The sequence below is a fragment of the Streptomyces sp. NPDC107500 genome (assembly GCF_055582785.1).
The window spans coordinates 1-12218 of record NZ_JBVJPF010000011.1; the positions used below are offsets into that span (position 1 = coordinate 1).

General features: G+C 73.1%; 7 protein-coding genes. 1 reads left to right on the forward strand and 6 read right to left on the reverse strand.

Annotated elements, in window-relative coordinates; translation table 11 throughout:
- A partial coding sequence (locus tag ACZ67M_RS35350) for a maltotransferase domain-containing protein (RefSeq protein WP_469854114.1) occupies positions 1–708 on the reverse strand: 708 nt, incomplete at its 3' end.
- A gap of 414 nt (positions 709–1122) precedes the next feature.
- On the opposite strand from ACZ67M_RS35350, the gene ACZ67M_RS35355 reads away from it, so the two are divergent.
- Positions 1123–3741 carry a glycosyltransferase family 1 protein gene (locus tag ACZ67M_RS35355; RefSeq protein WP_469854115.1) on the forward strand — a complete coding sequence of 873 codons (2619 nt, stop codon included), beginning with the start codon at positions 1123–1125 and terminating at the stop codon, positions 3739–3741.
- 34 nt (positions 3742–3775) lie between these two features.
- Here the strand turns inward: ACZ67M_RS35355 and ACZ67M_RS35360 are convergent, their stop codons facing one another.
- From ACZ67M_RS35360 to ACZ67M_RS35380, 5 genes are all read right to left on the reverse strand, one after another.
- The gene (locus ACZ67M_RS35360; RefSeq protein ID WP_125489476.1) at positions 3776–4282 is read right to left on the reverse strand and encodes a DUF1990 family protein; all 507 of its coding nucleotides are present in this window, start codon (positions 4280–4282) and stop codon (positions 3776–3778) included.
- Between the two features lie 70 nt (positions 4283–4352).
- A complete protein-coding gene (locus tag ACZ67M_RS35365) occupies positions 4353–5990 on the reverse strand; it encodes a M4 family metallopeptidase (RefSeq protein WP_392016453.1) in 1638 nt (545 codons plus the stop codon).
- Positions 5991–6296: 306 nt separating this feature from the next.
- On the reverse strand, positions 6297–8348 hold the full coding sequence (locus ACZ67M_RS35370) for a M4 family metallopeptidase (RefSeq protein ID WP_467321357.1): 2052 nt from the start codon (positions 8346–8348) through the stop codon (positions 6297–6299).
- Between the two features lie 290 nt (positions 8349–8638).
- Complete coding sequence (locus ACZ67M_RS35375; protein WP_392016457.1) at positions 8639–10408, reverse strand: ABC transporter ATP-binding protein; 1770 nt, start codon at positions 10406–10408, stop codon at positions 8639–8641.
- Positions 10405–12186 (reverse strand): ABC transporter ATP-binding protein, encoded by a 1782-nt coding sequence (locus tag ACZ67M_RS35380; RefSeq protein ID WP_392239666.1) that lies wholly within the window; start codon positions 12184–12186, stop codon positions 10405–10407. Before ACZ67M_RS35380 ends, ACZ67M_RS35375 begins: the two co-directional genes overlap by 4 nt.
- Positions 12187–12218: the final 32 nt, after the last annotated feature.

Genomic DNA, 12218 nt, shown 5'->3' on the forward strand with positions numbered 1-12218 from the left:
GGTGCCGTGGGGCTGCTCGGGGGTGCCCTCGGAACGGGGGAAGAACTCGTACCAGGCGCCGTACAGGGCCCGTTCGCGTTCGACCAGCAGGGGCATCGGGTCGGAGGAGGTGACCAGTTCCCGCAGTGGATGGCGGGCCAGGACCGCGTCCACCTCCGGCGTCAGCGCCGCCGCCAGCCGGGTGGCGGCCGGCCGGGTCTCGTCCCGCAGTGCCTCGACGGCGGCCAGCAGCACCCGCCGGTCCTCGGTCCCGGGCACGTCGGCGGCGGCCCGCTCGTACAGCTGGACGCCCTCGTCGAGGACCAGGTCGGTGTCGATGCCGGCCGGGATCTTGATGCGCGCGTGGTGCCGCCAGGTGGAGACCGGGTCGCCCCACGCCTCCACGGTGTACGACCACGTGCCGGGCTCGCCCGCGGTGACGGTCGCCCCCCAGCGGTCGGTGCCCGGCGCCAGCTCCCGCATCGGCGTCCAGGGCCCCGGCCGGCCCCGCGGATCTCGGAGGACGACGTTGGCGGCGACCGCGTCGTGGCCCTCGCGGAACACGGTGGCGGAGACCTCGAAGGACTCGCCGGTGACGGCCTTGGCGGGCCGGAGACCCTGCCGGACGGCCGGGCGCACGTCCAGGACGGGGATGCGTCCGACGGAGGTGGTCCGGTCCGCGCCGGTGCTGTCCGGCTCGGTCGGTGACGAGTGGTGCGTGGCGGGCATGACCGCTCCTGTCCGCGTCAACATGGGTGGGCGGATGACTCTGGGGAGGTGGGTCCTGCGGGTTCGTGCGGGGCGTACCGCAGGAGCCTTCCCACACTCTTCTGGTGGGCAATCCGGCACTTTGTTAACTACTCGTGCGTATGTCGACATACATGACGCGCCGACACGCACGACGGGCCTGTCCCAACGCCTTCCCGGATGCCGTTGCCGCAATCAGCGCCTTCGCGACATGTGCAGCCTTTCGCGCTGGAGCGAAGTGCCACAAGAAGGCCGACGGGAGGAGATCCGGCCATATCGCCGGGCCGGTCCGCATTAGCCCGTCCGGCGTTTGCCGGCGAGGCCGTTCAGGCCGAATCGGAGGCCTGCGGGCGAAGCCCCCGGCGAGGGACACATCGCCCCGGTAACGTCGTGGAGGTGAAGGCGATCCGTCGACTGACCGTCCGTCCCGTTCTCCCCGACCCCCTCCGGCCGCTCAGTGACCTGGCCCGCAATCTGCGCTGGTCCTGGCACCCGGAGACCCGTGACCTCTTCCAGTCCGTCGACCCCGCGTGCTGGGCCTCGTCCGGCCGCGACCCGGTGAGACTGCTCGGCACCGTGCCGCCCGCGCGCCTCGCGGAGCTGGCCGAGGACCGGCGCTTCCTGCGCCGGCTGACCGCGGTGGCCGACGACCTCGACCACTACATGACCGGCGACCGCTGGTACCAGGCCCAGTCCGGCCGACTGCCCGCCGCCGTCGCCTACTTCTCGCCCGAGTTCGGCATCACCGCCGCCCTGCCCCAGTACTCCGGGGGACTCGGCATCCTGGCAGGCGACCACCTCAAGGCGGCCAGCGACCTGGGCGTGCCGCTCATCGGCGTCGGCCTGCTCTACCGGCACGGCTACTTCCGGCAGTCCCTCTCCCGGGACGGCTGGCAGCAGGAGCACTACCCCGTCCTCGACCCCCACGAGCTGCCCCTGGCGCTCCTCAAGGAGCCCGACGGCACCCCCGCCCACGTCGCCCTCGCCCTGCCCGGCGGCCGGGAGCTGCGGGCCCGTATCTGGCTGGCCCAGGTCGGCCGGGTGCCCCTGCTGCTCCTCGACTCGGACGTCGAGGAGAACGACCTCGGCGAACGGGGCGTCACCGACCGGCTCTACGGCGGCGGCAGCGAGCACCGGCTCCTCCAGGAGATGCTGCTCGGCATAGGAGGTGTCCGGGCGGTGCGCACGTACTGCCGGCTCACCGGACACGCCGGTCCCGAGGTGTTCCACACCAACGAGGGCCACGCCGGCTTCCTGGGGCTTGAACGCATCGCCGAACTCTGCTACGAGGGCCTTGAGTTCGGCTCGGCGCTGGAGGCGGTGCGGGCCGGGACCGTGTTCACCACCCACACCCCCGTGCCGGCCGGCATCGACCGCTTCGACCGCGAGCTGGTCGCCCGCCACTTCGGCCCCGACTCCGAACTGCCGCGCATCGACGTCGAGCGCATCCTGCGGCTCGGCATGGAGACCTACCCCGGCGGCGAACCCAACCTGTTCAACATGGCCGTGATGGGCCTCAGACTGGCCCAGCGGGCCAACGGCGTCTCCCTGCTGCACGGCGGGGTCAGCCGCTCCATGTTCGCCGGACTCTGGCCCGGCTTCGACGCCGACGAGGTGCCGATCACCTCCGTCACCAACGGCGTGCACGCCCCCACCTGGGTGGCGCCCGAGGTGCTCCGGCTCGGCGCCCGGCAGATCGGCGCGCAGCGGGCCGAGGACGCCCTGGCCGTCGGCGGCTCGGACCGCTGGGACTCGGTCGCCGACATCCCCGACCAGGACATCTGGGAGCTGCGGCGCACCCTGCGCGAGCAGTTGGTCGAGGAGGTGCGGGAGCGGCTGCGCGCCTCCTGGCGGCAGCGCGGCGCCGGCACCGCGGAGCTGGGCTGGATCGACGACGTCCTCGACCCGGACGTGCTCACCATCGGCTTCGCGCGGCGCGTCCCCTCGTACAAGCGGCTGACGCTGATGCTGCGCGACCGCGACCGGCTGATGGACCTGCTGCTCCACCCCGAGCGGCCGATCCAGATCGTCGTCGCCGGCAAGGCCCACCCGGCCGACGACGGCGGCAAGCGGCTGGTCCAGGAACTGGTGCGGTTCGCGGACGACCCGCGGGTGCGGCACCGCATCGTGTTCCTGCCCGACTACGGCATGGCGATGGCGCAGAAGCTCTACCCGGGCTGCGACATCTGGCTGAACAACCCCCTGCGCCCCCTGGAGGCGTGCGGCACCTCCGGCATGAAGGCGGCGCTCAACGGCTGCCTCAACCTGTCGGTCCTCGACGGCTGGTGGGACGAGTGGTTCCAGCCCGACTTCGGCTGGGCGATCCCCACCGCCGACGGACCGGGAACCGACCCGGACCGGCGCGACGCCATAGAGGCCGCCGCCCTCTACGACCTGCTGGAGCAGCGGGTGACCCCCCGCTTCTACGAGCGGGCGGCGAGCGGGCTGCCCGACCGGTGGATCGAGATGGTCCGCGGGACCCTCAGCCTGCTGGGCCCGAAGGTGCTGGCCGGCCGCATGGTCCGCGAGTACGTCGAGCGGCTCTACGCCCCGGCCGCCGAGGCCCACCGCGCGATGGACCCGGACTCCGCCCGCGGCCTCGCGGAGTGGAAGACCCGGGTGCGGGCCGCCTGGCCCGGCGTGAGCGTCGACCACGTGGAGACGGGCTCCGCCACCGCGCTGGCGGAGCTGGGCTCGACGCTCGGGCTGCGGGTGCGGGTGAAGCTGGGCGATCTCGCGCCGGAGGACGTCGAGGTGCAGGCGGTCTCCGGGCGGGTGGACTCCGAGGACCGGATCACCGACGCGTCGAAGGTGCCGCTGAAGCCGGTGGGCGGGCCCGACATGGAGGGCCGCTGGGTGTACGAGGGCCCGCTGGCCCTGGACCGCACCGGCCCGTTCGGCTACACGGTCCGTGTGCTGCCCGCGCACCGTCTGCTGGCGTCCGGCGCGGAGACGGGGCTCGTGGCCGTGCCCTCCGACGACCTGGCCCAGGCTGCGGGGCTGCTGATGAGGTGAGTGCGGGCGGCCGGGCGGCGGCAGGCCGGGGCGTTCAGTCCTCGTCGCCGCCGCTCAGCCGTCGCAGCACGCTGCCGCACCGGCGGGCGTAGGCGTGCTGGAAGGCCCGGGCGGCCGGGCCGCCGGCCTTGGCGTACCACTTGGCGGGCCGGCTGAAGGCGCTCACCGTGAGCCACACCGTGCCGTCACCGGTGCGGTCCACCACGAAGGCCTCCTCGCCGGACTCCGGGTGACCGGGCAGCGTGCCGTAGGCCCAGCCGGCCCGGCGGGGTTCGTCCAGCGTCCACACCACCCGGCAGGGCGCCTTGATCATCCCGGCGAGGGTGACGGTGACGTCGACGCCCGGCGCGGCCCGTTCCGCGCTCGCGTCGATGCCGACGCCCATCTCCCGGTGCATCTCCCAGGTGAGTACGGCCTCCACGGCCCGCTGGAACACCGGTTCGCCCTCACCGAGGCGGGTGCGTACGTGCATATGGCGGAAGCCGGGCGGGCAGTGGCCCTGCTCGCGGGTGGCGCCGACGTCGTCGTACGTGAAGGACATGGGCACCAAGACTAGGACGGCACCCGGGAACCGCTGGTCCCGGGTGCCGTCCGCCGCGTGTTGGGGTCGGTCAGTTCACGCTGATCGCGGTCCAGGCCGCGCCCACCGTCTTGTACTCGGTGCTGTCGGCGCCGTACAGGTCGGACGCCGCGCTCAGGGTGGCCGTACGGGCCGCCTTGTAGTTCGTCGTCGACGTCATGTACGTGGTCAGCGCCTTGTACCAGATCTGCAGCGCCTTCTCGCGGCCGATGCCGGTGACGGTGGAGCCGTCGGAGGTCGGGGAGTCGTACTGCACCCCGTCGACCGTGCGCGCCCCGCTGCCCTCGGCCAGCAGGAAGAAGAAGTGGTTGGCCGGGCCCGAGGAGTAGTGCACGTCGACGCCGCCGAGGCCGGAGGACCAGTAGTCCTTGGACGCGCCGTCCTTGCTGGGCTTGTCCATGTAGCGCAGCGGGGTGCCGTCGCCGTTGATGTCGATCTTCTCGCCGATGAGGTAGTCGCCCTTGTCGGCGGCGTTCTTCGCGAAGTACTCCACCCCGGTGCCGAAGATGTCGCTGGTCGCCTCGTTGAGGCCGCCGGACTCGCCGCTGTAGTTGAGGCCCGCGGTGTTGGAGGTGACACCGTGGCTCATCTCGTGCCCGGCGACGTCCAGCGAGGTGAGCGGGTTGGTGTTGCCCGTGCCGTCGCCGTAGGTCATGCAGAAGCAGGCGTCGGACCAGAAGGCGTTGACGTAGTTGTTGCCGTAGTGGACGCGGGAGTAGGCCGCCTTGCCGTCGTTCTTGATGCCGCTGCGCCCGAAGGTGTCCTTGTAGAAGTCCCACGTGGTCTGCGCGCCGTAGGCGGCGTCGACGGCGGCGGTCTGGTCCTTGGCGTCGGCGGAGGCGGTGCCGGTGCCCCACGCGTCGTCCGCGTCGGTGAACAGGGTGCCGGTGCCGGACGTGCCCCGGTTGAGGTTGTACGTCTTGTGGCCGCCGCGTCCGGTGTCGTACAGCTGGTACGACGAGCCCGACTTGGTGGTGCCGAGGGTCACCTCGCCCGAGTACAGGCTCTTGCCGGAGCCGGTCTCGATGCCCTGGTACTCGTACAGCTTGGCGCCGGTGGCGGCGTCGGTGATCACGTGCAGCTCGTTCGGGGTGCCGTCGTCCTGGAGGCCGCCGACCACGGTCTCGTAGGCGAGGACCGGCTTGCCGGTGGCCGCCCAGATGACCTTGCGGGGCGCGGAGTCGGCCGCCGTCTTCGACGAACCGGCGTCCTCGGCCGCGGACAGCGCCTGCCGCTCGGCCTTGGCCGCGTCGACCTTCGGCGTCACGGTGGCGACCTTGACGGCGGCCTTCGTCGCTCTGGTCACGCCCTCGGCCGCGCCGGACTCCGAGCGGTGCACGACGAGGTCGCCGCCGAGGACGGGCAGTCCGTCGTAGGTGCGCTCGTAGCGGGTGTGCACGGTGCCGTCGCGGTCCTTGACCACGTCCTTGACGACCAGCTTCTCCTTGGCGCCGAGGCCTATCTCGCGCGCGGTGCCGGCCGCGCCGGCCTGCTGCTCCTGGATGAGCGCGGTGCGGGCGGTGTCCGACAGCAGGAGGGGGGCGCCCGGCAGGGCGGGGCTCGCGGTGGCGCTGCCCGCGCCCAGTGCGGTGCTGAGCAGTGCGCCGGCGGCGACCGCGGTGGCGAGGGCGAGGGTGGTGCGCTTGTGGCGCGCGATGTGGGGGGACACACAGACTCCTTCGGTGGGGGATCCGGTCGGCGTGGGGTGTCCGGCCGGAGTTGACTGCGAAGTTGTGCGGCGGATCACCGAAGACTGACACCCGGGGCGCGTACATGTCAGGAGGGTCGAATGATGTTGGCCGAAAGTTGACGGCCGGGTGAATGTTGCGGGTGTGTGAACCCGTGTGACCTCGGCAAAGCGGCAACCCTCGGTGCGTATGGCCTTGGCAAAAAAGAGGGCGGACGCGGGAGGGCGCCGCCCCGGGGATTCGAACCACCGGGACGGCGCCCTGACCGTGGGGCCCCGTGTGCGGGCCTACGGGAAGGTGAGCTTGAAGGAGTTGATGTAGCCGGTGTCGCGGGCCGCCACGTCCTGGACGCGCAGCTTCCAGGTGCCGTTGGCGGTCTCCGAGGAGGCGTTCACCGTGTACGTCTGGTTCACGTTGTCCGCCGAGTCGGAGGAGCTGGAGTTCTTCAGGCGGTACGCGGTCCCGTCCGGGGCCAGCAGGTCGACCACCAGGTCGCCGCGCCAGGTGTGCACGATGTCCACCGCCGCCTGGAGGTTGGCGGGCGCGTTGCCCGCCCGGCCGGTCACGGTGACCGACGAGGTGACCGCCGCGCCGTTGTCCGGGATCGCCACGTCGGCGGCGTTCTCGAAGGAGGTGCCGCCACCGCCGCCGCCGGAGCGGGCGCCGACGTTGATGCCGGCCCACGCGTCCTGCACCCGCTTGTACTCGGTGCTGTCGGTGCCGTACAGCTCACCGGCGGCCGCGAGGGTGCCGGTGCGGGCCGCCGCGTAGTTCGTCGTCGACGTGAACTTCGTGGTCAGCGCGCGGAACCAGATCTTCGCGGCCTTGTCGCGGCCGATGCCGGTGACCGGGAGGCCGTCCGAGGTGGGCGAGTCGTAGGTGACACCGTTGATGGTCTTGGTGCCGCTGCCCTCGCTCAGCAGGTAGAAGAAGTGGTTGGCCGGGCCCGACGAGTAGTGGACGTCGATGCTGCCGATGCCCGAGTACCAGGCGTCCTTGGACGCGCCGTCCTTGCTCGGCTTGTCCATGTAGCGCAGCGGCGTGCCGTCGCCGTTGATGTCGATCTCCTCGCCGATGAGGTAGTCACCGACGTCGCTGGAGTTGTTCGCGTGGAACTCGACGGCCGCGCCGAAGATGTCCGAGGTGGCCTCGTTGAGCCCGCCGGACTCGCCGCTGTAGATCAGGCCCGCGGTGTTGGAGGTGACGCCGTGCGTCATCTCGTGCGCGGCCACGTCGATGGACGTCAGCGGGTTGGCGTTGCCCGAACCGTCGCCGTACGTCATGCAGAAGCAGCTGTCCGACCAGAAGGCGTTGACGTAGTTGTTGCCGTAGTGGACGCGCGAGTAGGCGCCCACCCCGTCGCCGCGGATGCCGGACCTGCCGTGGACGTTCTTGTAGTAGTCCCACGTCAGCGCGGCCCCGTAGTGGGCGTCGGCGCCGGCGGTCTCGGCGTTGGAGGCCTGGCCGTTGCCCCAGACGTCGTCGGGGCCGCTGAAGAGCGTCCCGGTGCCGGAGGTGCCGCGGTTCAGGTTGTACGTCTTGTGGTTGCCGCGCGCGGTGTCGGTCAGCGTGTACGACGACCCGGACTGCGCGGTGCCCAGCGTCACCGAGCCGCTGTACATGGTGTTGCCGGTGCCGTTGTGGATCGCCTGGTACTCGAAGAGCTTGGCGCCGGTGGCGGCGTCGGTGATGACGTGCAGCTCGTTCGGGGTGCCGTCCTCCTGGAGGCCGCCCACGACCGTCTCGTACGCCAGCACCGGGGTGCCCTGCGCCGCCCAGACCACCTTGCGCGGGGCCCGGTCGGCCTCCGCCCCCTCGGCTCCGGCGGCCTTCGCGACGGACACGGCCTGCTGCTCCGCCTTGCCGGCGGATATCTTCGGCGTCACCGTGGCCGGCCTGATCGCCTTGGACGTGGCCTTCACCACGCGCTCGGTCGTCCCGGCGTCGCTGGTCACGACCAGGTCGCCGCCGAGCACGGGCAGCCCGTCGTAGGTCCGCTCGTAGCGGGTGTGCAGCGTGCCGTCGCGGTCCTTGACCACGTCGCGGACGACCAGCTTCTCCTTGGCGCCCAGGCCCAGGTCTCCGGCGGTCTCGGCCTTGGTGGCGTTGGCGTCGCGGATCAGCTCGGCGCGCTGGGCCGGGGTCAGCGTGACCGACTCGGCGCCCGGTGCGGGTGCCTGAGCGGGCGCGGCGGTGGCGGCGCCGGACTGCACCGCGGTGGCGATCAGCGCGGCGACACCGGCCAGCGCGACCGCCGCGGCACGCCGGTGCGCGACGCGGCGGGAGGGGGTGTGGGACGTGGTGTGGGAGGTGCGTCTGTGGGGAGAACTGCTGCTCAACACCGACTCCTTCTGCGTGGCCGCGGGGTGCGCGGCCAGGGGAGACCGGTCGGCGGGTGGCCGGCCGGGCGGAACTGTGCGATACGCAGAGATCACGTGCGGGAGCTGGTCGCCGCACAACGCTCGTGAGGAAGCTGTGGGGGCGCTGTGAAGGGACCGACGGAAGAGTGGCAGGAGCACGCCCTCTTTGTCAGGGGCGCGTCAGTAAGTTGGCTGGAAATGGTTCGTTGACCGGGAGTTCACGTTCGATAAACGGAACCGTCGCCCAGGACCGGCTACTGACTGCCCGCTCAGTCAGTAGCCACCCGCTCGGACGGCTCCCCGTGCCAGGAACCCCACAGCGCCGCATAGGCCCCGCCGGCCGCCACCAGTTCGTCGTGCGTGCCCAGTTCGGTCAGCAGGCCGCCCTCCATCACGGCCACCCGGTCCGCGTCGTGCGCGGTGTGCAGCCGGTGCGCGATGGCGATGACCGTACGGCCCTTCAGCACCGCGGCGAGCGCCTGCTCGGTGTGCCGGGCCGTCGTCGGGTCCAGCAGGGCGGTGGCTTCGTCCAGGATCAGCGTGTGCGGGTCGGCCAGCACCACCCGGGCCAGGGCGAGCTGCTGGGCCTGCGAGCCGTCCGTCCGGTGCCCTTTCGCACCCAGCTCGGTGTCCAGGCCCCCGGGCAGCCCCCGCACCCAGGGTTCGGCACCCACCGCGGTGAGCGCCGCCCACAACTCACCGTCCCCGGCCTCCGGTTCGGCGATCAGGAGATTGTCCCGGACCGTGCCCAGGAACACGTGGTGCTCCTGGGTGACCAGCACGACCTGGCGGCGCAGCCGCTCCGGACCGAGGGCGACCACGGGCACCCCGCCCACCGTCACCGAGCCCGCGGTCGGCGCGTCGACGCCCGCGAGGAGCCGGCTCAGCGTGGTCTTGCCGGCGCCCGACGGACCGACGACCGCCAGCCGCTCGCCCGGCCGCACGGTCAGGTCCACGCCGCGCAGCACCTCGCCGCCCCGCTCGTAGGCGTACCGCGCCCCGCGGACGTCGATGCGGTCGTCCGCCGGGACCGCCGACTCGTCCGCCTCCGCCCGCGGGGCCCGGGCCAGCCCCTCCACCCGGGCGAAGGAGGCCGCGCCCGCCTGGAGCTGCTCGGTCCGCATCAGCACCTCGTCGAGCGGCCCGGCCAGCTGCTGGAGGTACACGGCGCACGCCACCACCGCCCCGAGGCTCACCGACCCGCGCGCGTGCAGGAACCCGCCGCACAGCAGGACGCCCGCCACCGGCAGGACGTAGGAGATGTCCACCGCCGGGAAGAACACGCAGCGCAGGAACAGCGTCCGCATCCGGGTGCGGCGCGAGACCTCCAGCGCCTCCCGGTTGGCCGACACGCGCCGGGCGGCCAGGTGGAACGCCTCGACCGTGCGGGCCCCCGCCACCGTGGCGGCGAGGCTCTCCGCCACCTCCGACGTGGCCGCGCCCTCGGCCAGGTACCCGGCCCGCGCGCGGCGCAGATACCAGCGCAGCGCGACCCAGGCCGGTGTCAGCCCCAGCACCCCGACCGCGCCGAGCAGCGGGTCGAGCACGAACACCGCGCCCATCAGGAACAGCGCCTGCACCGAGTTGACCAGGAGATCGGGCCCGGCGTCCCGCAGCGTGGTGCCGACGGTGGTCACGTCGGCGGTGCCGCGGGTCGTCAGATCGCCGGTGCCGGCCCGCTCCACCACGGAGGCGGGCAGGGCGAGCGCCCGGTCCACGTACCGCTCCCGCACCCGGGCGAGCGTCCGTTCCCCGAAGCGGTGGCCCACGTAGCGGGCCCAGCGGGCCAGCAGCAGCTGCGCCAGCGAGCAGACCAGAATGGCGAGGGCCATCCGGTCCACGGCGCCGACCCCGCCGCCCGCCCGCACCTCGTCGACGATCCGGCCCAGCAGCCACGGGCCGGCCAGTCCGGCCGCGGCGGCCAGGGCGTTGAGGCCGAGGACGGTGGCGAGGGCGCGGCGGTCCTCGCCCAGCAGCCGGGCCGCGGCGCGCCGGACGCCGGCCCGGTCGGCGACGGGGAGTTGTGCCGCGGACGTCATCGGACCACCTCTTCGTCGTCCCTCGCGACCAGGGCCCGGTACCCCGGTTCGGTGTCGAGCAGGTCGCGATGGGCGCCGGTGGCGGCCACCTTGCCGTCGACCAGGAACACCACCGTGTCGGCGCGGTCCAGCATCAGCGGGGAGGTGGACGCGACCACGGTCGTACGGCCCGCGCGGGCGTCCCGCAGGCGGGCCGCGACCGTCGCCTCGGTGTGGGCGTCCAGCGCGGAGGTCGGTTCCACGGCGAGGAGCACCTCCGGGGCGGTGAGGAGGGCGCGGGTCAGGCGGATGCGTTGTCTTTGGCCGCCGGACAGGTCGCTGGCCTGGGCCGCGACCTGTGAATCGAGTCCGTCGGGGAGGGTGCGGATGATGTCTTCGGCGGCGGCTGCGTGGATGGCTTGGGTGAGGTGCGCATCAGAGACTGCCCCGGTATGCCGCCCGGCGGGTGCGGGTGCGCCGTGGCTTGTCGCGCAGTTCCCCGCGCCCCTCAGGGGCGGCGTGTCCTGGTCGCCGACTACGTCGCGCAGGGGGCCTGCGAAGAGGTCGGCCTCCGCCTCGGCGACCAGGATGCGGTCGCGGATCCGGGGGAGGGGGATGCCGGACAGCGGGACGTCGCCCCACGTCGCGTCGGACGGGGTGTAGCGGCCCAGGCGGTCGATGACCTCGGCGGCGTCGGTGGGGCGGGAGCCGGCCAGGGCGGTCAGCCGGCCCGGGAGGACGCGTACGCCGGAGGCCGGGTCGTACAGCACCGAGGGCTCGGCGGGGGCGTCCCGGGTGCCGGTGTCCGGCTCGGGCTCCAGGCGCAGGAAGGCGACCACCCGGCGGGCGGCCACCACACCCCGGCTGAGCAGGTGGCCCATCTCGATGAGGAACGACACCGGCCAGCCCAGCGCGACCACGTAGCCGTACACCGACACCAGTTCACCCACGCTGATCCGGCCCTCCGCGGCCAGCCGCGCGCCCAGCCAGGTGACCAGCGCCAGGAACAGCACCGGCAGCCCCACCCCGAGGGCCTGGATCCAGCTCGTCACCGCCCCGACCCGGTAACCGCGCTCGCGCAGCCGCTCCGAGTCCCGGCGGAACGCGTCCGCGACCAGGCCCTTGCCGCCCAGCCCGTTCAGCACGCGCAGCCCGCCCGCGAGGTCGCCGATCCGCGCGGTCAGCACGGCCTGCCCGTCCCGGTAGTCGGTCTCCCGGCCCTGGAGGCGCCCCATGAGCGGGCCCAGCAGCACCCCGAGCACCGGCACCCCGATCAGCACCACCAGGGCGAGCCGCGTCGACACCGACAGCATCAGACCGCCGACCGCCGCGTACGCGACGACCGCCCCGACGCCCGGCCCCACGGCCGTCAGCGAGGTGCTGATGGTCTGCACGTCGCCCACGCCGATGGTGACGACCTCGCCGGTCCCCACCTGTCCGCGCAGTGCGGCGCCGAGCCGCGTGGCGTGTCCCACGACCACCTTGACCGTGCGGAAGTTGGCGTCCAGCCGCACCAGCGTCATCGTGCGGTGCCGCAGCATGCCCAGCCAGGCGTTGACCGCCCCGACCCCGACCAGCGCGCCCGTCCAGCCCGCCAGCGCGCCCATGTCACCGGGCTCCAGGCCGTGGTCGACGGCCCGCGCCATCAGGTACGGCGTCGCCGCCAGCAGCACCATCCAGGTACTGGCGAGGACCGCGCCCGCCAGACAGCGCGGCCACTGCCGGGCGACCAGCCAGGCCAGGTACCGCCAGCCGCCCCGGCGGTCCGGCGTGCCGGGATCCTCGTACGCGTCGATCACCGATGACTCCCCCCACGGGCCCCGGGCCCGCC